Origin of the sequence: Sphaerisporangium sp. NPDC005289, from assembly GCF_040607455.1 — a bacterium.
Taxonomy (GTDB): Bacteria; Actinomycetota; Actinomycetes; order Streptosporangiales; family Streptosporangiaceae; genus Sphaerisporangium; species Sphaerisporangium rhizosphaerae.
On the sequence record NZ_JBEXGS010000004.1, the window covers coordinates 28,715 to 49,219 of the forward strand.

The 20,505-nt window shown below is 71.6% G+C and carries 18 protein-coding genes; 12 read left to right on the forward strand and 6 right to left on the reverse strand.

The genetic code is table 11. From position 1 onward, the window contains the following. Positions 1–322: 322 nt before the first annotated feature. Positions 323–703 (forward strand): Rv3654c family TadE-like protein, encoded by a 381-nt coding sequence (locus ABZT47_RS08500; protein WP_354838710.1) that lies wholly within the window; start codon positions 323–325, stop codon positions 701–703. 144 nt (positions 704–847) lie between these two features. On the opposite strand, the gene ABZT47_RS08505 is transcribed toward ABZT47_RS08500, so the two are convergent. Further along, complete coding sequence (locus ABZT47_RS08505; protein ID WP_354837683.1) at positions 848–3,190, reverse strand: DEAD/DEAH box helicase; 2,343 nt, start codon at positions 3,188–3,190, stop codon at positions 848–850. 155 nt (positions 3,191–3,345) lie between these two features. On the opposite strand from ABZT47_RS08505, the gene ABZT47_RS08510 reads away from it, so the two are divergent. From ABZT47_RS08510 to ABZT47_RS08525, 4 genes are all read left to right on the forward strand, one after another. Beyond that, a complete protein-coding gene (locus tag ABZT47_RS08510; RefSeq protein WP_114029683.1) occupies positions 3,346–3,696 on the forward strand; it encodes an STAS domain-containing protein in 351 nt (116 codons plus the stop codon). Positions 3,697–3,698: 2 nt separating this feature from the next. After that, the gene (locus ABZT47_RS08515) at positions 3,699–4,169 is read left to right on the forward strand and encodes an ATP-binding protein (protein ID WP_354837686.1); all 471 of its coding nucleotides are present in this window, start codon (positions 3,699–3,701) and stop codon (positions 4,167–4,169) included. A 998-nt stretch (positions 4,170–5,167) separates the two neighbouring features. Then, the gene (locus ABZT47_RS08520) at positions 5,168–7,504 is read left to right on the forward strand and encodes a sodium-translocating pyrophosphatase (RefSeq protein ID WP_354837688.1); all 2,337 of its coding nucleotides are present in this window, start codon (positions 5,168–5,170) and stop codon (positions 7,502–7,504) included. Positions 7,505–7,639: 135 nt separating this feature from the next. Further along, entirely contained in the window at positions 7,640–8,122 is a 483-nt protein-coding gene (locus ABZT47_RS08525; protein ID WP_354837690.1) for a histidine phosphatase family protein, read from the forward strand. Positions 8,123–8,282: 160 nt separating this feature from the next. Here ABZT47_RS08525 and serB read toward each other — a convergent pair whose 3' ends face one another. Further along, complete coding sequence (gene serB, locus ABZT47_RS08530) at positions 8,283–9,509, reverse strand: phosphoserine phosphatase SerB (protein ID WP_354837692.1); 1,227 nt, start codon at positions 9,507–9,509, stop codon at positions 8,283–8,285. A 106-nt stretch (positions 9,510–9,615) separates the two neighbouring features. On the opposite strand from serB, the gene ABZT47_RS08535 reads away from it, so the two are divergent. Both ABZT47_RS08535 and ABZT47_RS08540 read left to right on the forward strand, forming a co-directional pair. Beyond that, on the forward strand, positions 9,616–10,704 hold the full coding sequence (locus ABZT47_RS08535; RefSeq protein WP_354837694.1) for a GNAT family N-acyltransferase: 1,089 nt from the start codon (positions 9,616–9,618) through the stop codon (positions 10,702–10,704). Further along, positions 10,701–11,579 (forward strand): lysophospholipid acyltransferase family protein, encoded by an 879-nt coding sequence (locus tag ABZT47_RS08540; RefSeq protein WP_354837696.1) that lies wholly within the window; start codon positions 10,701–10,703, stop codon positions 11,577–11,579. The genes ABZT47_RS08535 and ABZT47_RS08540 overlap by 4 nt, the downstream gene beginning before the upstream one ends. A 119-nt stretch (positions 11,580–11,698) precedes the next feature. Here ABZT47_RS08540 and ABZT47_RS08545 read toward each other — a convergent pair whose 3' ends face one another. The 3 genes from ABZT47_RS08545 to ABZT47_RS08555 all read right to left on the reverse strand — a co-directional run bounded on the left by ABZT47_RS08545 (position 11,699) and on the right by ABZT47_RS08555 (position 14,608). Further along, the gene (locus ABZT47_RS08545) at positions 11,699–12,283 is read right to left on the reverse strand and encodes a hypothetical protein (RefSeq protein ID WP_354837698.1); all 585 of its coding nucleotides are present in this window, start codon (positions 12,281–12,283) and stop codon (positions 11,699–11,701) included. Between the two features lie 523 nt (positions 12,284–12,806). Further along, the gene (locus ABZT47_RS08550; RefSeq protein WP_354837699.1) at positions 12,807–13,883 is read right to left on the reverse strand and encodes an S-adenosylmethionine:tRNA ribosyltransferase-isomerase; all 1,077 of its coding nucleotides are present in this window, start codon (positions 13,881–13,883) and stop codon (positions 12,807–12,809) included. Beyond that, positions 13,880–14,608: an SDR family NAD(P)-dependent oxidoreductase gene (locus tag ABZT47_RS08555; RefSeq protein WP_354837701.1), complete on the reverse strand. Its 729-nt coding sequence runs from the start codon at positions 14,606–14,608 to the stop codon at positions 13,880–13,882. Before ABZT47_RS08555 ends, ABZT47_RS08550 begins: the two co-directional genes overlap by 4 nt. Before the next feature lie 125 nt (positions 14,609–14,733). Between ABZT47_RS08555 and ABZT47_RS08560 the strand changes: the two genes are divergently transcribed. Together ABZT47_RS08560 and ABZT47_RS08565 are read left to right on the forward strand one after the other, a co-directional pair. Further along, the gene (locus tag ABZT47_RS08560) at positions 14,734–15,891 is read left to right on the forward strand and encodes a GAF domain-containing sensor histidine kinase (protein WP_354837703.1); all 1,158 of its coding nucleotides are present in this window, start codon (positions 14,734–14,736) and stop codon (positions 15,889–15,891) included. A gap of 61 nt (positions 15,892–15,952) precedes the next feature. Continuing rightward, positions 15,953–16,594, forward strand: coding sequence for a response regulator transcription factor (locus ABZT47_RS08565; RefSeq protein WP_354837705.1), 642 nt, complete (start codon positions 15,953–15,955; stop codon positions 16,592–16,594). A 49-nt stretch (positions 16,595–16,643) separates the two neighbouring features. Here ABZT47_RS08565 and ABZT47_RS08570 read toward each other — a convergent pair whose 3' ends face one another. Then, the gene (locus tag ABZT47_RS08570) at positions 16,644–17,390 is read right to left on the reverse strand and encodes a hypothetical protein (protein WP_354837707.1); all 747 of its coding nucleotides are present in this window, start codon (positions 17,388–17,390) and stop codon (positions 16,644–16,646) included. Between the two features lie 133 nt (positions 17,391–17,523). On the opposite strand from ABZT47_RS08570, the gene ABZT47_RS08575 reads away from it, so the two are divergent. The 3 genes from ABZT47_RS08575 to ABZT47_RS08585 all read left to right on the forward strand — a co-directional run bounded on the left by ABZT47_RS08575 (position 17,524) and on the right by ABZT47_RS08585 (position 20,504). Then, positions 17,524–18,318 (forward strand): ABC transporter ATP-binding protein, encoded by a 795-nt coding sequence (locus ABZT47_RS08575; RefSeq protein ID WP_354837709.1) that lies wholly within the window; start codon positions 17,524–17,526, stop codon positions 18,316–18,318. 243 nt (positions 18,319–18,561) lie between these two features. Next, on the forward strand, positions 18,562–19,506 hold the full coding sequence (locus ABZT47_RS08580; RefSeq protein WP_354837711.1) for an SPFH domain-containing protein: 945 nt from the start codon (positions 18,562–18,564) through the stop codon (positions 19,504–19,506). Between the two features lie 242 nt (positions 19,507–19,748). Beyond that, on the forward strand, positions 19,749–20,504 hold the full coding sequence (locus tag ABZT47_RS08585; protein WP_354837713.1) for a sulfite exporter TauE/SafE family protein: 756 nt from the start codon (positions 19,749–19,751) through the stop codon (positions 20,502–20,504). Position 20,505: the final 1 nt, after the last annotated feature.

The window sequence follows — 20,505 nt, forward strand, 5'->3', positions numbered from 1 at the left end:
GTACTGTTCCGGCGGTCGAGGAGCCGATGGAGGGGCCGTCGATGGGGGGTGACGGGCTGTTGGGGGCGGGCTGGGATCACCGAGGGAGGCTCTGGCTCGTGGCGGCTGGCCGAGGTCTGTTCCGGCGGTCGAGGAGCCGATGGAGGGGCCGTCGATGGGGGGTGACGGGCTGTTGGGGGCGGGCTGGGATCACCGAGGGAGGCTCTGGCTCATGGCGGCAGGTCGAGATCTGCTGAGGCGGGTCGAGGGGCTGATGGGGGGAGGCGTCTACGCGAGGGATGGGCCGTGGGGGCAGGTCGAAACGTCGATGGGGCGGGAGTCCATGGTGAGGACGTGGTCGGTCGTCGAGGCGGGGCGAAGGGTGGGGAGCGATCGGGGGGCGGGCACTGTTTGGGTCGTCGCGCTCATGACGTTGATCTGGTTCACCGCGGGCGCGTTGGTGCTGGTAGGGGTCGCGCGCACAGCCCGGCACCATGCTCAGTCGGCCGCCGATCTCAGCGCCCTGGCCGCGGCGCGCCAAGCGATGGCATCGCCGGAGACGGCGTGTCGGCACGCGCGCGATCTCGCCTCGGCCAACGATGCTTCGATCACGAAATGCCATGTTGAGGGAGCCGTGGTCGTCGTGCGGGTCGAGGTCCCATTGCGGCTCCCATGGTTCGGCGATCGCCACGCCTCCGCCGAAGCGCGCGCGGGTCCCAGGTGACCACTCGTACGAAGATCCGCGTCCGTGGACAGCCTCACAGCGGGGGTCATCGGTGGGACCGGAGAGCGAGTAGGTGAACTCCGTCAGGTGGGTGGTGGGGAGTTGGTGGCTTTCGTCGGGGTGGGGGCCGGGCTGGTGAATTCGTCAGGTGGGGGGTGAGGGGGTGGTGGGTTTGGTCAGGAGGGTGGTGAGGAGGCGGATGGCGCCTTGTTTGTCGAGGGGGTCGTTGCCGTTGCCGCATTTGGGGGACTGGATGCAGGACGGGCACCCGCGTTCGCACTCGCAGGAGGCGATGGCCTCGCGGGTGGCCGTGAGCCAGTCGAGGGCGCGGGCGTGGCCGCGCTCGGCGAAGCCGGCTCCGCCCTCGTGGCCGTCGTAGACGAAGACCGTGAGGAGGCCGGTGTCGGGGTGCAGTTCGGTGGAGACCCCGCCGATGTCCCAGCGGTCGCAGGTGGCGAACAGCGGAAGCAGGCCGATGGAGGCGTGCTCGGCTGCGTGCGCCGCGCCGCCGAGGTCGAGGCCCTCGGCGAGCAGCGGTGCCACGGCGGCGTCCGGGAGGGTCCACCACACGGCGCGGGTGCGCAGGGTGCGGGGCGGCAGGTCGAGGGGTTCCTCGCCGAGCACCTCGCCGGTCTTGACGCGGCGCTTGAGGAAGGACACGACCTGCCGGGTGACCTCCACCGTCCCGAAGTGCAGCTCGCCCGGCCCGAAGGCATGCGACCGCAGGGATTCCAGCACGGAGATGTCGGTGACGTCCCGGGCGAAGGTGGAGTAGTCAGGGTCGGACGCCGACACCAGGGCGACGCCCGCGTCCAGGTCGAGTTCCTCCACGAGGTAGGTGTCGCCCTGGTGGATGTGCACGGCGCCGGTGTGGACGGCGGTGTGGGCGGACGGCTCGTCGACGGTGCCGAGCAGCCGCCCCGTGGAGGACTCAACGACCTCGATCGGCGGCCCGCCGGAGCCCCGGATGTCGGCCAGGTTGGCGGCGCGCTCGCGGCGTGTCCAGAACCAGCCCTGGGGGCGGCGCCGGAGCATCCCGCGCTGGACGAGGTCGTCGAGCACCTCTTCCGTGGACGGGCCGAACACCGGCAGGTCCGCCTCGGTCAGCGGGATCTCGGCCGCCGCCGCGCACAGGTGCGGGCCCAGGACGTACGGGTTGTCCGGGTCGAGCACGATGGCCTCGACCGGCCGGCCGAACAGGGCCTGCGGATGGTGGACGAGGTAGGTGTCCAGCGGGTCGTCGCGCGCGATCAGCACGGCGAGGGCGTCCTGGCCGTCGCGGCCCGCGCGTCCGGCCTGCTGCCACAGGGAGGCGCGCGTGCCGGGCCATCCCGCGATGAGGACGGCGTCCAGTCCGGACACATCGATGCCCAGTTCCAGGGCGTTGGTCGTCGCCAGGCCGGTGATCTGGCCGGAGCGCAGCGCCCGTTCCAGAGCGCGCCTGTCCTCGGCGAGGTACCCGGCGCGATAGGCCGCCACCTTGGCGGGCAGCTCGGGCGAGATCTCCTCGAGGTTCTCCCGGGCGATCAGCGAGATCGTCTCGGCGGCGCGTCGCGACCGGACGAAAGCGAGGGTGCGCACGTCGTCGATGACCAGATCGGTGAGCAGGTCGGCGGCCTCGGCCGTCACCGTGCGCCGGACGGGGGCGCCTCCCTCGCCCCGCAGATCCGTCAGAGGCGGCTCCCACAGGGCGAAGGTCGTGGAACCCCGGGGAGAGGCGTCCGTGGTCACCTCGGCCATCTCAAGGCCCGTCAGGCGCATCGCGGCGGCGGCGGGGTCGCTGACCGTGGCGGAGACCAGCATGAATACCGGATGGGAGCCGTATTTTCCGCATATCCGGCGGAGGCGGCGCAAGATCTGGGCCACATGTGATCCGAAGACACCCCGGTACCCATGGCACTCGTCCACGACGACCAGCTTCAGCCGGCGCCAGAAGGACGACCACGCCGAGTGGTGGGGCAGCATCGACCGGTGGAGCATGTCGGGGTTGGTCAGCACGTAGTTCGCATGCTTGCGCACCCATTGACGCTCGTCGGGCGGAGTGTCCCCGTCGTAGGTGGCGGCGCGCACCTGGGCGAGCTTCAGATCGCGCACCGAACGCAACTGGTCGGCGGCCAGTGCCTTGGTCGGCGTCAGGTACAGGACCGAGCCTCCGGACAGGATCTCGGACACGGCCGGCACCAGGTAGGCCAAAGATTTTCCCGACGCGGTGCCTGTCGCGATGATCACGTTTTGGCCACGATGTACCAGCTCAGCGGCGGTGGCCTGGTGCTCCCAGAGACCCTCGACGCCGAGATTTCGAAGACGGCTGACAAGCAGCTCGTCGACCCAGGAAGGCCAGGTCGCCTTACCTGCCTGACGTGCGGCGACGTACTCTACGTGTGTGATGCGTTCACGGCGCGCGGGTACGCCGAGCAGACGAGCAAGGATCGGGTCCGCTCGCCGTGAGGGTGATGTAGTCGGAGTCACTGGTTTCCAGTTTGGCATCTTGGGGGAGAGTCGCCCGGAGTCGTGATTTCGTATAGACACGAAGGCGGGGCGTGGTTGAATGCCGCGCGTCAGGGTATTGCGCGCTGGGACTTGGGGTCCCAGCATGTCAGACCCCTCGTCGTGGACTCAGCAGGCAAGGCGCTGGAGGATCTGTGGATCTGAAGTTGGACCACCACACTGAAGACCGACTCACCATCGTGGAAGTCGAGGGTGAGATCGATGTCTATACCGCGCCGAGGCTGCGTGAGCTGCTGATCGACCTGGTCAACAAGGGCAACTTCCACCTTCTCGTCAACATGGAGAAGGTGGACTTCCTGGACTCCACGGGGCTCGGTGTCCTGGTCGGCGGGCTCAAGCGCGTTCGGGCGCACGACGGCTCCCTGGAGCTCGTCTGTACGCAGGAGCGCATCCTGAAGATCTTCCGGATCACCGGCCTGACCAAGGTCTTCGGGATTTACGCCTCGGTCGAAGAGGCCAAGGAAGCTCACGGCCGAGACAAGTAGTCATGGCCACCGTCGAGCTGACGTTCAGTGCTCTTCCGGCTCACGTGCGCACCGCGCGGCTGGTCGCAACGGCCATCGCGCGGCGCACCGGGGTTGCGGAGGACCTGCTGGACGAGGTGCGGCTCGCTGTGGGTGAGGCCTGCTCACGGGCAGTGGAGGCGCACCGCGTCCACTGCCCGGGCGAGCCCATCCGCATCGAGTTGTGCGACGACTCAGGGCGCTTCGAGGTCACCGTCACAGACTCGGCACCGAGCGACGATCTCGAACAGGCGTACAAGGACGAGGACGAGTTGCCGACGGCCGTCAACGGCACCGAGTTGGCCAGCCTGCTCCCCGCCGACACGCTGATGTCCGGGTTCGGCATCGCCGTCATCGCCGCGCTGGCCGATGACGTCGAGGTGTATCCGAGTGCCAAGGGGCTGCGGATCAGGATGAGCTGGCCCGCCACCGCCGCAGGGTTCGCCACCGCCTGAGAGTGGCCACGGGGGCTGTCTTCCAGCGGGGCCACGGGGTCGTCTTCTCGGTTGTTCCATCTCGTCGGGGTGACCCGGATCGACCTGGTCGATCGCGCTCGCCCCGGCCAGGCATGGTCCGGCCCACCGCCCGGGATCCGTCGATCCTTAGTGCAGGGATCGCGCCGGTCGGTTCCCGGTCGTGCGACCCGAGCCTGGCAGGCGTCGTCCCGACGCGTGGTCGCGCCGCGGGCGTCGTCCGCGCCCTGCTGACCTGGCCGTCCTGACCCTGTCCACCTCCGTAGAGGCGCCCTCTGCCCGGGCATCTTGGCAGAGCGGCGCCGCGCCACCGAGGTCGTCGTGCCGCGCCGGTCGTCGTGCCGCGCCGCGGCGGGCTGCCGCATGAGCGCGAGCCTTACGACGCGCCTCTGGTCAGAACCCTGCTGCGTCGTGGCCGGGCCGCTGTGGAGTGGCCGGCCCGGCGTCAGGGGAGCGGCGTCCTGAGGCCGGCAGAGGAGGACTGCCGACATCTTCGCGTGATCCGTCCTCGTGCCGTCAGCATCCGGCCGTCCTGGTGAGGGCCGAGGTCCGCTGAAGGCCGGGGTGGAGGGCGGTGCCGGCGGAGGGGTGTTCATGGTGGTGCGGGTGAGGGTGTTGGGGCGTCGCCGCACGTCAGCGCGGGTATACGGACATAATAATTAGGCAATGAACGTCTGTCCGTAACCCGGCCGTCGACCGATCTGACACACGGAAAACCGCGTTGTTACTGGGCAAAGCCCCGCACCTTACTGGACTGGGCCCTAATTGGCTGGTGGAAGAGGCTTCATATCTGGCCTGTGCCTGCGTAGACTCCCGGCACCGGCCAAGGTTTTGTCCCCGCAGATCAACGTCGCCCTGCGGGAAGGTCTGCGGACGTTACCGGAAGCGGCACTGCCAATCCAGCTCGGATGCGCGCCGCCCCCCGACTGACTCGCAGCGCGGTCTGGGCATGGACCTACCCGTCTGGCCGAGGAGGACGGATGTCTAGGCTCAATCTCGCCGCTGACGACGCCGCAGCGGTATCTCTTAGCGGTTCCCACCTCACAATCGTGATCGTGGTGGCCGCCGTGGCGCTGCTGGCGCTCGCCGTAGCGGGCGGTCTCGTCCGCGAGGTGCTCGCCGCAGGTCAAGGCACAGAGCGAATGCAGAACATCGCGCGAGCGGTCCAGGAAGGCGCCGCCGCGTATCTAACGCGACAGTTCAGAACGCTTGCACTTTTTGTGGTGCTCATCCCGTTCCTGCTGCTTCTCCTGCCCTCGGAGTCGACCAGCGTCGCCATCGGACGCTCCGTCTTCTTCGTGGTCGGTGCGGCATTCTCCGCGTTGACCGGCTTCATGGGTATGTGGCTGGCTGTGCGGGGCAATGTCCGTGTGGCGGCCGCCGCCCGCGAGGCGGGTGAGAAGCCCGCGATGCGCATCGCGTTCCGTACCGGTGGCGTGGCCGGCATGTTCACCGTCGGGCTCGGCCTGCTGGGCGCCGCGATCGTCGTGTTCATCTACAAGGGCGACGCTCCGAGCGTGCTCGAGGGCTTCGGATTCGGCGCGGCGCTCCTGGCGATGTTCATGCGTGTCGGCGGCGGCATCTTCACCAAGGCGGCCGACGTGGGCGCCGACCTGGTCGGCAAGGTCGAGCAGGGCATCCCCGAGGACGACCCGCGCAACGCCGCCACGATCGCCGACAACGTGGGCGACAACGTCGGCGACTGCGCCGGCATGGCGGCCGACCTGTTCGAGTCCTACGCGGTCATGCTGGTCGCGAGCCTCATCCTGGGCAAGGCGGCCTTCGGCACCGAGGGCCTGGTCTTCCCGCTCATCGTCCCGATGATCGGCGTGCTGACCGCGATCATCGGCATCTTCACCACCGCGCCCCGCAGCGGCGACCGCAACGGCATGGCGGCCATCAACCGCGGCTTCTTCATCTCGGCGGCGATCTCAGCCGTCCTGGTGGCCGTGGCCGCCTACCTCTACCTGCCCGGCTCGTTCTCCCAGCTCACCGACGTCAGCCCGGCGATCGCCGGGCTCAGCTCCGACCCGCGGCTGATCGCCATCGGCGCTGTCCTCATCGGCCTGGTGCTCGCCAGCGCCATCCAGGTGCTCACCGGCTACTTCACCGAGACCAACCGCCGCCCGGTCAGGGAGATCGGCGAGAGCTCGCTCACCGGCCCGGCCACGGTCATCCTGTCCGGCATCTCCGTCGGCCTTGAGTCGGCGGTCTACTCGGCGCTGCTCATCGGCGGCGCGGTGTACGGGGCGTTCCTGCTGGGCTTCGGCAACGTGACCGTGGCGCTGTTCGCGGTGGCCCTGGCCGGCACCGGCCTGCTCACCACCGTCGGCGTCATCGTGTCCATGGACACCTTCGGCCCGGTCTCCGACAACGCGCAGGGCATCGCCGAGATGTCCGGCGACGTCGAGGGCGAGGGCGCCCGCATCCTCACCTCCCTCGACGCGGTGGGCAACACCACCAAGGCGATCACCAAGGGCATCGCGATCGCGACGGCCGTGCTCGCGGCGACCGCGCTGTTCGGCTCGTTCCGCACCGCCGTCGAAAGCCAGCTCGCCGCGGCGAGCGCCGGGGTGAAGGACGCGCTGGGCTCCTTCAGCTCCTTCAGCCTCAGCGTCGACTCGCCGAACGTGCTCGTCGGCCTCATCATCGGCGCCGCGGTCGTGTTCCTGTTCTCCGGCCTGGCGATCAGCGCCGTGGGCCGCGCGGCGGGACGGGTCGTGTTCGAGGTGCGCGAGCAGTTCCGCACCAAGCCGGGCATCATGACCGGTGAAGAACTGCCCGACTACGGCCGCGTCGTGGACATCTGCACCCGCGACTCGCTGCGCGAGCTGGCCACGCCGGGCCTGCTGGCCGTCATGACGCCGATCGCGGTCGGCTTCGCCTTCGGGTACGCGCCCCTCGGCGCCTACCTCGCGGGCGCGATCGCCGCGGGCACGCTGATGGCGGTCTTCCTGGCCAACTCGGGCGGCGCCTGGGACAACGCCAAGAAGCTCGTCGAGGACGGCCACCACGGCGGCAAGGGGTCGCAGGCCCACGAGGCCACCATCATCGGCGACACCGTCGGCGACCCGTTCAAGGACACCGCCGGTCCGGCGATCAACCCGCTGATCAAGGTCATGAACCTCGTGGCCCTGCTCATCGCCCCGGCCGTCGTGACCTACGCCGACAACGCCGTCGTCCGCGTCGGCGTCACGCTGGTCGCGGTCGTGATCGTCGTCGGCGCGATCGTCGTCTCCAAGCGGCGCTCGACGAGCATCGCCCCCACGGGCGGCACCCCGGCCGAGAAGGTCGAGACCGAGAAGGTGTCGAGCTGACGACCAACGGCATCTAGTGCCGCACGGCGCGGCGCCGGCCTGAACGGCCGGCGCCCGCGGGCGGCCAGAGGTGAAAGTGCGGCTACCGTCCGAGGAGGGCGGTAGCCGTACGCGTGTAATGGGATAGTTGGGGGAGTGAACACGCTCATCGTGCTGAGACATGCCAAGGCCGCGCACGTGCCCGGGCTGGCCGACCGCGAGCGTCCCCTCACCGATCGCGGCGAGCGGGACGCCGAGCGGGCCGGTGAGACGCTCAGGCGGCTCGGGCTGAGTCCTGAGCTGGTGCTGTGCTCGCCGTCGATCCGCACCAGGCGCACCGCCGAACTGGCGCTGGCCGGCCTCGCCTCGGACGCCCCCGTCCACGTCGAGACCGAGATCTACGAGGCGTATCCGGACGAACTGCTGGAGCTGATCGGCCGTACGGACGGCGAGGTGTCCACCCTGCTGCTGGTGGGCCACAACCCGGGGGTTCACGAGCTGGTCCTGAACCTCTCGCTGACGCACGACGACGAGGGGTTCCCGCCGGGAGCGTTCGCGGTGCTGGAAACCGGCCCCTGGGCCGACCTGGGGCCCGGAGACGGCCGCGTGGTCGGCCGCTGGACCCCCAAGGGGCACTGAACGCCGCCAGCACGCCGTCCGCTCGAAGCCGGAGGCCGCCGAAGGCCCGCGAGGTGCCATGGGCGTGAGGCCGGGGACGGCCGCGCTAGGGCGCCGATGGGCGTGAGGCCGGGACGGCCGCGGCGGGGTGCCGCAGGCCCGCGAGCCGGGGCCGGGTCCGTCAGGTGGTGGGGGGAGTGGTGAGGCCGTCTTCGGCGTCGGCGGCCTCCACCTCCTCGCGGGAGATGCCGAGCAGGTACAAGATCGCGTCGAGGTACGGGACGTTCACCGCCGCGTCGGCGGCCTGCCGCAGGACCGGCTTGGCGTTGAACGCGATGCCCAGCCCCGCGGCCGCGATCATGTCGAGGTCGTTGGCGCCGTCGCCGATGGCCACGGTCTGGCTGATCGGGATGCGCGCCTGCTGGGCGAACCGCTCGAGGGCCCGCGCCTTGCCGGGACGGTCGACGATCTCGCCGATGACCCGCCCGGTGAGCTTGCCGTCCACGACCTCCAGGGTGTTGGCCGCGGAGTAGTCGATGCCCAGCTCGGTGACCAGCGAGTCGGTGATCTGGGTGAAGCCGCCGCTGACGATCGCGAAGCGGTAGTCCAGCCGCTTCAGGGTGCGCACCAGAGTGCGGGCGCCGGGGGTGAGGACGACCTCCTCGCGGACCCGTTCGAAGACCTCCTCCGGCAGGCCCTCCAGGAGGGCGACGCGTTCGCGCAGTGAGGCGGCGAAGTCGAGCTCACCTCGCATGGCCGCCGTCGTGATCTTCTCGACCTCGTCCATGCACCCGGCGTGCGCGGCCAGCAGTTCGATGACCTCGCCCTGGATGAGCGTGGAGTCGACGTCCATGACGATCAGCCGCTTGGCCCTGCGGTGCAGGCCGGAGCGCTGTACCGCGACGTCGACCTGCTGCAGCACGGCCTCGGCGGTCAGCGCGGTGCGCAGCGCGTCGGGGTCGGCCCCCGAGATCGCCAGCTCGATGCAGGTGACCGGCAGGTGCGCGAGCCGTTCGATGCGGTCGATGTTGGCGCCGGCGGCGGCGATGCGGCCCGCGATGCCCGCCAGGGCCGCCGGCTGCAGCGGGTTGCCCAGGACGGTGACGTGGAGGCGCCCGCGGCGGCGCTTCTCCTTCAGGTCGGTGCCGGTCGTGAGCTCGACCTCCATGCCGAGGTCTTCGGCGACGCGCTCGACGGCGGCCCACATGGCGCCCAGGGTGCCGCCGGTGCCGGTCGGCGGGCCGCCCGCGTAGGCGACCAGGACGCCCAGGATCAGCCGGCCGCGGATCACGACCTGCTCGACGTCGGCGACGGTGACGGGGAAGGAGGCCAGCACGGTGAACAACCGGGAGGTCACTCCGGGTCGGTCGGGGCCGGTCAGCGTGATCAAAAGCGTGCGCTGCTTCATCGCGGACAACGCTACCGACCGCTCAGAGTGCGCGTGCAAGCGGTTCACCATACGGACGGCAGATGGCCATGTCCCCATGTCTTCATGGGTGTGCACAGGAGGAGGCATGCCCATGACCGAGGTGCTCGCCAGTCAGGTCCGTGGCGGAAGCGTCGACGAACCCCTCGTCCGGTCCGATGCGCGGCCCAGTGCCGGGCCGGAGAAATCTCTCGTCCACCCCGGCGCGGCGCCTCCAGGCCCGCGCGCCGGTCAGGAGCAGCCGCTCCTCCACCCGCGTCCCGACCCGGGCTCGGAGCAGGCGAGCCCGCGGGCGCACCTGGAAGGTCCGAGTCCCAGGGCACACCTGGAGGGTTCGAGTGCCAGGGCACACCTGGAGGCGGCGGGCCCCCGTACGCGCCTGGAGGCGGCGAGCTCCCGTGCCCGGCTCGAGGCCGGGCGGATCGTCACAGAGGCCCCGCCCCGGCCGGGGCTCGGCCAGGGGACGCTGACCGACGCGCGCGGTCGCTACACCGTCGAACTGGCCAAGGACGCCGCCGACATGCGGGCGGCTCAGCGGCTGCGCTACGAGGTGTTCGCCGAGGAGATGGGCGCCCACCTCGACTCGCCGATCTCCGGCCTGGACGTGGACCGTCTGGACGCCTACTGCGACCATCTGCTGGTGCGCTCGGGCGACACGGTGGTCGGCACCTACCGCATGCTCGCGCCAGGACGGTCCGACCGGCTGTACTCCGAAGGAGAGTTCGACCTGTCGGCGCTGGCCGGCATCCGTGGCGGCATGGTCGAGGTGGGGCGCACCTGCGTCCACCCCGACCACCGCGGCGGAACGGTGATCGGCCTCATGTGGGCCGGCATCGCCCGGTACATGGTCGCCGGCGGCTACACGTGGCTGGGCGGCTGCTGTTCGGTGCCGCTGGACGACGGGGGCAGGGCGGCCGCGGGCGTGCTGGACGGCATCGGCCTCGGCCCGGAGCGGTACCGCGTGACGCCGCACGACCCCTGGACGGGCGAGGGCGTGGCCAGGCCCGACCGGTTCGTGGTGCCGCCGCTGCTGCGCGGCTATCTGCGGCTCGGGGCGTGGATCTGCGGGATGCCGGCCCACGATCCGATGTTCGGGACGGCCGACTTCTTCGTCCTGCTCTCGCTGGCCAACGTGGACACCCGCTACCTGCGGCACTTCCTCGGAGTGGCGGAATGAGCGGCGGCTGGCTGCCCGTGGCCCCGTGCACGGTGGATTCGTGCGTCGCGGCCCCGACGGAGCTCACCGGGCCGCTGCGGCGCGTGGCGCGCCTGGTGGGGGCGGTCGTGGTCGTGCTGGCCGGCCTTCCCTGCACGTGGGCCGCCCGCGCGCTCGGCGGGTCGCGGGCGGACGCGCTGGCGATGGCCTGGTCCCGTACCTTCCTGCGCGTCCTCGGGCTGCGGCTGGAGGTACGCCAGGGGTTCACCGTGCTGGGCGGCGCGGCGGTGCCGATGCGGGTGGTGGAGGAGGAGCCCGGGAGTGCGGGGGCGCTGCTCGTCGCCAACCACGTCTCCTGGCTGGACCCGCTCGTGGTGGCGGCGACGACCCCGTGCCTGGCGCTGGCCAAGAGCGAGATCGCGGCGTGGCCGTTGATCCGCTCGCTCGTGGCAGGGTCAGGTGCGATCTTCATTCACAGGGAGCGCCTGTCGACGTTGCCCGGAACCGTGCGGGCGATCGCGGACGCACTGCGCGCCGGCCGGTCCGTCGTGGCCTTCCCCGAGGGCACCACCTGGTGCGGCAGGGGCGGGGGGCCGTTCCGCCGCGCGGTCTTCCAGGCGGCGATCGACGCGGGCGCGCCGGTGCGGCCGATCACGCTGCGGTTCCGCGACCGCGCCGGTCATCTGGCGACCGGGCCGTCGTTCGTCGGCGAGGACACCTTGCTGGCCTCGTTGGTCAGGGTGGTGTCGGCCAAGGGGCTCGTCGTCGAGGTGACGAGGTTCCCGCTCATCCCGCACACGAGCGGGGTCGACAGACGCGCCCTCGCCGGCCTGGCTCATGCCACCGTGCTGGGCGACCACCTTCGCCACGACGAACACCTGGCCGTCGCCGCGTAGCCGTATCCGGGTCGCACCGCGCAGGGTCGCGCGCCGCGGTACGGCGCCGTGGCGCTCGTGGACGGGCACGCGGGCCGCGCCGCGCCGGGTCGGCGACCCGGCGCGGGCGGTGCGGGGGATCAGCCGACCTTGGTGGTGGCCTTCTTGGTGAAGTACCAGCTCTTGACGCCGATACGGTCGAGCTCGGCCCGGCTCAGGTCCTCGGCGCCGGTCGGGACGTCGAAGGAGTTGACGCCCAGCTTCGCGGTCACGTTGCCCTTGACGCTCTTCTTCAGCTTGACCTCGATGGTCAGCCAGTCGTGGTCGCCCTTCTCCAGCTCGTAGGGGGACCAGCACCAGAAGCCGTCGGGGTAGAAGTCGCACTCGGTGCCCTTGGGGCCGTCGAAGTACACCGTTCCAGTGCGGCCCTTGGGGAGGGTGCCGCCGAGGAAGTAGGCGTCGGCCACCCAGGGGCCCTTGTTGACCGCCTTGATGGAGTAGACGATCGTCCCGCCGCGCTTGATCTTCTTGGGGCCCTTCACCGTGACGGCGAAGGAGGAGTACGGCTCGGCGGCGCTGGTGCGCGCGGAGGTGTGGGCCGTGGCACCCGAGGCCGTGGTGGCGGACGCGGGGGCGGCGGAGGCCGGGGTGGCGGCGAGCAGCAGGGCGCCCGCGAGCGGGGCGGTCGCGAGCGCGGTCGCGATTTTGCCGAGGGGGTGGCGCATGCACGTCTCCAGAGTCGGGGAGAGGACGGGGACGCGCGGCGCCGTGGGACGGGCGCGCGGTCCCCGATGGACACGCGAACCGTCCCTGCGGGCATGCAGGGCATCCCCGCACGCGAAGGTGGGGATCAGGTCCCCTCGGACGGGAGGCCATCCCGTCGCGGAGCGGAGAGCACGGGTTCGCGGATAGATCAGTGGTTCTATCTTGATCGATTGCCGCGTTCCACTTATATCCGTCTTATTTCGATATGGTCACAAAGGGTGCCATTCACGTAGCTGGGCGCTCTGCGCTGTCCGCCGATGCGATGACGGGAAACCCCTGGTATCGCACACAGGAACACCAGGTATTGAGCACGAGAACATCGGTGCGGGGTGAGGAACGGCCGGCCGGACGAGGCGGAGACACCGGCACGCGGGTAGGTGACCTCCTGAGGCCGCAACGCCGGTTCGGCGCCGGAGGAGGCCGAGGCGCATGCCGTCATGGGCATGCGCCTCCTGCGGGGCCAGAGCGATCTCGCGCATCACCTCAGGGGAACCGACGCGGCGTGATCATGTGGAGATCGCCGAACTCATGCCATAGATAACCCTCGCGCAGTGCCTCCTCGTACGACCGGGCGAGCAGGTCTTCCCCGGCGATGGCCGACAGCATCAGCAGGTGACTGGATCTCGGTTCGTGCAGGCCGGTGATCAGGCCGTCCACCGCCCGCACCCCCGTGGCGGGCGTGACGATGTGCGAGGTCCACCCCTCGGCCGGGCGCACCCCGCCACCCCCCGCGGCCGCCGTCTCGAGTGCTCGCACCACGGTGGTGCCCACCGCGATGACGCGTCCCTCCGCCTGGCCGACCAGGCGGGCGGTCGAGGCCGGGACGGCGAAGCGCTCGGGGTAGGGCGGCTCGTCCTTCTCCGGCGAGGCGACGCCGGTGTGCAGGGTGATGGGAGCGATGACGACGCCCCGGCTGACCAGGGCGGTGACCAGATCGTGGCTGAACGGCCGCCCGGCGCTCGGCATCTCGGCGCTGCCGGGGCGCACCCCGAAGACCGTCTGGTAGTCCGACAGCGGCCAGTCGTGCCCGACGTAGGAGTAGCGGATCGGCACGCCGTGCGCCCCCAGGTAGGCGGGCACGTCGCGGTCCAGCGTCGCCCGCCACAGCCGGGGCGTCTCGCGCTCCAGCAGGCGAAGCGTGGCGCCGCCGGGCAGCGGCAGCCACTCGCCCGGCTCGCCCCCCGCGTACGGGGCGGTCGTGCCCCGTACGCGGCGCCGCAGTTCCACCAGCCACGAGCCGTCCTCGCGCTCGGTGGAGAAGTGGACGGCCAGCCGGTCGAGCCGCACGGCCGCGGGCAGCGTCGCGGAGTCGTTGACCACCAGCACGTCGCCGGGGTCGAGCAGGCCGGGCAGGTCGGTGAAGGAGTGATGGGTGATCGCCCCACCGCCGTTCTCGCCCACCGTACGTGTGGTCGATCCGCCGCCGTTCCTGCCGGTCGTACGGGTGGACGATCCGCCGTCCTTCTCGCTGACCATGAGGCGGACGGCGTCGCGGGCCACCCCCCGGGCCTCCGGCGGCTCGTGCGCCTCGCGCACCGGGGGGAGGTCGAAGGCGATCACCGGATCACCCGTCCGCTGCCCGGCCGCCGCTTGACCAGATCGACCAGGAACGGCGCGACGGCGGCCGGGTCGGCCGCCTGCGCGGCCTCCTCCTCGCCGAGGGCGTCCGCGAGCATGCGCGTGCGCATCTCGCCGGGGTCCACCCACCAGACGGCGATGTCCGGTTCCTCGACGGCGAGCACGCTGGACAGGTGGTCCAGTGCCGCCTTGCTCAGGCCGTACCCGCCCCACCCCTCGTAGGCGCCCACCGCCGCGTCGGAGGAGATGTTGACCACCGCGCCCCTGCGCTCGCGCAGCCCCCGCAAGGTGGCCTGGATCAGGGCGAGGGGCGCGACCACGTTGGCGGCCAGGGCGTCGGCGAGCGCGTCCAGAGGGTAGGCGGCCAGCGGGGGCAGCGGGACGGCCCCGAGTGTGCTCGCGTTGTTGACCAGCAGATCCAGGCCGCCCAGCTCGTGCGCCGCCTCCGCCAGGCGGGCCCGGTGGGCGGGGTCGGTCACGTCGCCCGCGAGCGCGGTGGCGCCGGTCTCCCGGGCGGCCTCGGCGAGGTCGGCGGCGCCGCGGGCGGTGATGACCAGGCGCCACCCCTCGGCGGCCAGGGCGCGGGCCAGGGCCAGTCCGAGCCCCCGCGAGGCCCCGGTGACCAGAGCGGTGCGCGCCGCGGCGGCGGAGTGGGGGGCGGTGGTGGTGGAGGGTGGGAGCGCTGGGGTTCGGGGGTCGTCTGCCATGAGGGCGACGTTAGGAAGCGGAGGGCGCGGCGGGCATCGGCCCGGGGACCGGTCCGCGCGCGGGCACATCGGCCTAGGACCATCGACCGAGCCGCGCGGCCCCCGCGTCCCCTTACAGTGTGGGCGTGACGACGGAACCGGTCATTTCCGGCGGCGGCGCAGGGGGCGAGCGGCGCGACGCCGTACTGCAGGCCGTCAGCTCGGCCGTGCTCGCCGTCACCCGGCACCTGTCGGTGCGCGAGGTGCTCCAGGTGATCGTGCGCTCCGCCCGTGAGCTGTTGAACGCCCGGTACGCCGCGCTCGGCGTGCCCGACGACGACGGTTCGTTCGCCGAGTTCGTCGCCGAGGGCGTCAGCGACAAGCAGTGGGAGGCCATCGGCCCGCTGCCGCGCCAGCACGGCATGCTGGCCGCGATGCTCCGCGAGGCCGAGCCGGTGCGCCTGCCCGACATCCGCGAGGATCCCCGGTTCGAGTGGTGGCCGAGCGCCCACCCGGTGCTCAAGGACTTCATCGGGGTGCCGATCCGCGACGGCGACCAGGTGCTCGGCATCATCTTCCTGTCCAACAAGCGCGCGCCGGGCGGGTTCGACCGGCAGGACGAGGAACTGCTCACGCTCTTCGCCGCGCACGCGGCGATCGCGCTCACCAACGCCCGCCTGTACGAGCGGGGCCGTGAGCTGACGGTGGTGGAGGAGCGCACCCGCATGGCGCACGAGCTGCACGACGCCGTGACCCAGAAGCTGTTCTCGCTGCGGCTCACCGCCCAGGCCGCGGCCTCGCTGGTCAGGGCCGATCCCGAGCGGGCGGCGGCCGAGCTGGACCGGGTGCAGCGGCTGGCCGGGGAGGCGCTCGCGGAGCTGCGGGCGGTGATCGTCGAGCTGCGGCCGGCCGATCTGGACCGCCACGGGCTGGCCGAGACGTTGCGCAAGCACGTGGCCGTGCTCGACCGGCTCCATCCGGTGCGGGTCGCCTTCGCCGCCGACGCGCTCGGCGACCTGCCGCCCGAGACCGAGGTGGCCGTGCTGCGCGTCGCCCAGGAGGCCCTGCACAACGCCCTCCAGCACGCGGAGGCCTCCCAGGTCGAGGTACGCCTGGAGTCCGACGGAACGCGCGTCAGGCTGGCCGTCAGGGACGACGGGCGTGGTCTGCCGGTCGGTTCGCCCCCCTCCCGGGGCCTTGGGCTGGCGTCGATGCGCGACCGGGCCGAGGCGGCCGGGGGGACGCTGACGCTGGAATCACACCCGGACGCCGGCACGACCGTCCGGCTGGAGCTGCCCACGTGAGCAGGGACGGCCGTCCGGCCGCGGCTGTTCGGGTAGGCCGGGACGGGGCGGGAGGACGGCGGTGATCCGCGTGCTCGTCGCCGACGACCATCCCGTCGTGCGCCAGGGCCTGCGCACCTTCCTCGACCTGCAGGAGGATCTGGAGGTCGTCGGGGAGGCCGCGGACGGAGCCGAGGCGGTGGCCATGGCCGGGGCGCTCGACCCCGACGTGGTGCTGCTCGACCTGAGGATGCCCGTGCTGGACGGGCTGGGCGCGCTGCGCGAGATGGCCGCCCTCGGACTCGGGGCACGGGTGATCGTGCTGACGTCGGTGAGCGACGGGCAGGACGTGGCGCCCGCGATGCGGTCGGGCGCCGCGGGATTCCTCTACAAGGACGTCGAGCCGGCGGCCCTCGCGCAGGCCGTCCGCTCGGTGCACGGCGGCCAGGTGGTGCTGGCGCCCGAGGCGGCCGAGGCCGTCCTCTCCCAGCCCCCGGGCGGCAAGGACCACGGCTCCGCCGCCGGGACGGTCGCGGTGCTGACCGACCGGGAACGGGAGGTGCTCGCGCTGATCGCCTCCGGCCGGTCCAACAGGGAGATCGCCCGGCATCTCGTCGTGGCCGAGAAGACCGTCAAGACCCATGTCTCGAACGTCCTCATGAAGCTCGGCGTGCAGGATCGCACGCAGGCGGCGCTCTACGCCGTGCGGCATGGCCTGGCGTGAACGTCACCGACGTGCGAGATCGCACTCAGGCGCCGCTCCGCGCCGCGCGTCATGGCCTGGCTTGAGCGTCCCTCTCGTGCCGGGCCTCGACGATGGCGTTGTGGGCGGCCACCCGGGCACGGCGCACGGCGCGGTCGAGGTCGCGCAGGGCCTGTCCGCGGACGGCGACCTGGCCGGCGGTGAGCCCGCGCTCGTCGGCGAGGCGCAGCACCGAGGCCAGCCGCGCCGTGAGCGCGGCCACCCGGTGGGCGCGGGCCGGGTATCCGGGGGCGAGGCCGTCGTCGGCGCCCCCGATCGACGGCTGGCCCCTGCCGGGCCCGTCGACCCCCGACAGCGCGTCGGTCGCCGAGCGCATGGCGGAGGTGAGGGCGTGCTCGGCCTCGGCCAGGCCGGGGACGTCCGGCGGGGTGGCCTCGGCCTCCAAGGCGGTCCACAGGACGCCGGAGTAGGAGGAGCCGCGGCGGTCGGGCGAGGGGACCAGGCCGAGGCAGCGGTCGCGCAGCACGGCGGTGGCGGCCTGCCCGGCCTCGACGGCGGCCATGGTGAAGGGGAGCGGCCCTGTGAGGCCGAGGGGGTCGCCCGCGACGGGCAACGACAGGCGCAGGGCGCTGACGCCCTCCGCGCGCAGGTCGGCGAGGAACCGGCGAAGGGGGACCTCGGTCACCACGCCGGAGACGACCTGCGGTCCCGCGGCGCGCTCGAGCCGGTCGACGGCCTCATCCAGACCGACATGTCCGGCAAGCCAGGCGTTGCCCCATGCGACCAAGGTGGCGGAGATCGGTGAATCGGGGTGCACCGATCCACGATATGCGCTGATGCTGCAATAGGTTTGGTCCGGAGGGACACTGGGCGGGGCGACCTGTCCGGTGAAGCCGGGGCGGTCCCGATCGAGGGGGCGCTCCGGACGATCATGTCAGGAGGTATCCGGGATGGGTGGTCAGGTGCTTCGGCTCCAGGACGTCGCCGTCCGCAGAGATGGCGCGGCCCTGCTGCGGGGCATCGACTGGACCGTCGAGGAGGACGAGCGCTGGGTGGTCATCGGCCCGAACGGCGCGGGGAAGACGACCCTGCTTCAGGTCGCGGCTTCCCTCCTCTATCCGAGCGAGGGGTCGGTCGAGATCCTGGGCGAGCGGCTGGGCCAGACCGACGTCTTCGACCTGCGCCCGCGCATCGGCCTGGCCAGCGCGGCCCTCGCCGAGCGGGTGCCCGGGGACGAGAAGGTCATCGACCTGGTGCTCACCGCGTCCTACGCCATTCTCGGGCGGTGGAACGAGGAGTACGACTCCGGGGACGTCACCCGCGCCGTCGAGCTCATCGACCAGCTCGGGTGCGCCCATCTGATCAGGAGGAAGTTCGGCACGCTGTCGGAGGGCGAGCGCAAGCGCGTGCAGATCGCCCGTGCTCTCATGCCCGACCCCGAATTGCTGCTGCTCGACGAGCCCGCCGCCGGGCTCGACCTCGGCGGCCGGGAGGACCTCGTGCGCCGGCTGTCGGCGCTGGCCTACGACGCCACCGCCCCGACGATGGTGCTGGTCACCCACCACGTCGAGGAGGTGCCGAGCGGGTTCACCCACGTCCTGCTGCTGCGGCACGGCTCGGTGGTGGCCCAGGGGCCCATCGAGTACGTCATGACCGCCGACAACCTCTCCCGCACCTTCGGCGTGCCGCTGAGCCTCGAGCGCAGCATGGACGGCCGCTGGTACGCCCGCGCCCTCCCGGGGTGATCGGCGAAGCGGCACACGACGGGCCCTCCTGCGGTGATCGGCGAAGCGGCACACGGCGGCCCTACCGGAGTGATCGACGAAGCGGCACAGAGCGGGCCCTTCCGGGCTGAGCGGCGAAAGCGGCGTACGACGGGCGATTTGTGATTGATACCGACCGCTCCGCGCGGTTCACGACCGCGTAAAGGGAAAACCAAATAGCATTCCGGCCGGGGCTCATCGGTTTCTTCGGGTCGGAGTTGGCTCATGACACAGCTCGTCGTCGCCATGATCGTGGTAGCCATCGCGGGGTTCGCGTTGTACCGCACCATCCGCATCGTCCCCCAGGCGCAGGCGTTCATCATCGAGCGGCTGGGGCGCTACCACCGCACCCTCACTCCGGGCCTGAACATCGTCGTGCCGTTCATCGACGGGGTGAAGACCATGGTGGACCTGCGGGAACAGGTGGTCTCCTTCCCCCCGCAGCCGGTGATCACCTCTGACAACCTCGTGGTGTCGATCGACACCGTCATCTACTTCCAGGTGACCGACCCCAAGGCCGCGACCTACGAGATCGCCAACTTCCTCACCGGCGTCGAGCAGCTCACCGTCACCACCTTGCGCAACGTCGTCGGCGGCATGGACCTCGAGCGCACGCTGACCTCCCGTGAGGAGATCAACTCCGAGCTGCGCGGGGTGCTGGACGAGGCCACCGGCAAGTGGGGCATCCGGGTGAACCGCGTGGAGCTCAAGGCCATCGACCCGCCCGCGTCCATCCAGGACTCGATGGAGAAGCAGATGCGGGCCGACCGCGACAAGCGCGCCTCCATCCTGTCCGCCGAGGGCCAGAAGCAGTCGGCGATCCTGACGGCCGAGGGCGAGCGCCAGGCCGCGGTGCTCAAGGCGCGCGGCGAGGCGGAGGCCGCCGTGCTGCGCGCCCAGGCCGACGCCGAGGCCCAGGCCATGCGGGCCAAGGGCCAGGCGGACGCTATCGCCATGGTGTTCCGCGCCATCCACGAGGGCAATCCCGACCAGCGGCTGCTCGCCTACCAGTACCTCCAGACGCTGCCCGAGATCGCCAAGGGCGACGCCAACAAGGTGTGGATCGTGCCGTCCGAGATGGGCAAGGCTCTGGAGGGCCTGGGCAGCCTGTTCGGCCCGGGCAGGGAGGCTCCGTCCGCCAACCGGAACTCGGCCCCCGAGCCCCACTGACCTCGCCGCCCGAGCCGCACTGACCGTCCTCGGCCCGAACCCCACTGACCTCGCCGCCCGAACCCCACTGACCTCGCCGGCCCAGGCGCGTCGACCTCGCCGGCCCTAGCGGCACTGACCGGCGTCGGCCCGCTCCGCGCCGGTGACGCGGCGCTCCGTCCGGGGCGGGCGGTGAGCGGCACGGCGCAGGGTGGGTACGGTTGCCGCCTAACATCGGGCGCAGCCGTACGAAAGGTGGGGTCTTGACTCCGTGGGAGGTCGTCGCGGTCCTGGTGGCCGGGGTCGCGGCGGGAGGCATCAACGCCGTCGTCGGGTCGGGTTCGCTGATCACCTTCCCGACGCTGCTGGCGCTGGGCTATCCGCCGATCGTCGCGAACGTGTCCAACAACGTCGGGCTGGTGGCCGGCGGCGTGACCGGCGTGCTCGGCTACCGGGACGAGCTCAGGGGGCAGCGGCAGCGGCTCCTGCGGCTCGGCGCGGCCTCGGTGCTCGGCTCGCTCGCCGGGGCGCTGCTGCTGCTCCAACTGCCCGCCAGGGCCTTCCAGGTGATCGTCCCCGTGCTCATCGCGCTGGCCTGCGTGCTCGTCGTGGTCCAGCCCAGGCTCAACGCCTGGCTGTCCCAGCGGCAGGGGACCCCGCACCCGCACGGAGGGCCGTGGCTGTGGCTGGGAGTGTTCGGCGCGGGCGTCTACGGCGGGTACTTCGGCGCCGCGCAGGGGGTGGTGCTGATCGGGCTGCTCGGCATCTTCCTGGAGGAGCACCTGCAACGGGTCAACGCGGCCAAGAACATGCTGTCGCTGCTGGTCAACTCCACGGCGGCCGTCGTGTTCGTTCTCATCGCCCCGGTCGACTGGTGGGCGGTGCTGCTGGTGTCGCTGGGCTCCATGCTCGGCGGTTTCCTCGGGGCCAGGGTCGGCCGCCGGCTGCCGGCCCGGGTGCTGCGCGCGGTGATCGTCTGCGTCGGGATCGTCGCGATTATCAAACTGGTGTACGGGTAGC

Excerpts from the sequence above, each read along its gene's own strand:
- ABZT47_RS08555 (WP_354837701.1), bottom strand. The coding sequence starts at position 14,608 with ATGGCAGACGACCCCCGAACCCCAGCGCTCCCACCCTCCACCACCACC.
- ABZT47_RS08540 (WP_354837696.1), top strand. The coding sequence starts at position 10,701 with ATGAGCGGCGGCTGGCTGCCCGTGGCCCCGTGCACGGTGGATTCGTGC.
- ABZT47_RS08580 (WP_354837711.1), top strand. The coding sequence starts at position 18,562 with ATGACACAGCTCGTCGTCGCCATGATCGTGGTAGCCATCGCGGGGTTC.
- ABZT47_RS08535 (WP_354837694.1), top strand. The coding sequence starts at position 9,616 with ATGCCCATGACCGAGGTGCTCGCCAGTCAGGTCCGTGGCGGAAGCGTC.
- ABZT47_RS08505 (WP_354837683.1), bottom strand. The coding sequence starts at position 3,190 with ATGCCAAACTGGAAACCAGTGACTCCGACTACATCACCCTCACGGCGA.
- ABZT47_RS08520 (WP_354837688.1), top strand. The coding sequence starts at position 5,168 with ATGTCTAGGCTCAATCTCGCCGCTGACGACGCCGCAGCGGTATCTCTT.
- ABZT47_RS08515 (WP_354837686.1), top strand. The coding sequence starts at position 3,699 with ATGGCCACCGTCGAGCTGACGTTCAGTGCTCTTCCGGCTCACGTGCGC.
- serB (WP_354837692.1), bottom strand. The coding sequence starts at position 9,509 with ATGAAGCAGCGCACGCTTTTGATCACGCTGACCGGCCCCGACCGACCC.
- ABZT47_RS08500 (WP_354838710.1), top strand. The coding sequence starts at position 323 with ATGGTGAGGACGTGGTCGGTCGTCGAGGCGGGGCGAAGGGTGGGGAGC.
- ABZT47_RS08545 (WP_354837698.1), bottom strand. The coding sequence starts at position 12,283 with ATGCGCCACCCCCTCGGCAAAATCGCGACCGCGCTCGCGACCGCCCCG.
- ABZT47_RS08575 (WP_354837709.1), top strand. The coding sequence starts at position 17,524 with ATGGGTGGTCAGGTGCTTCGGCTCCAGGACGTCGCCGTCCGCAGAGAT.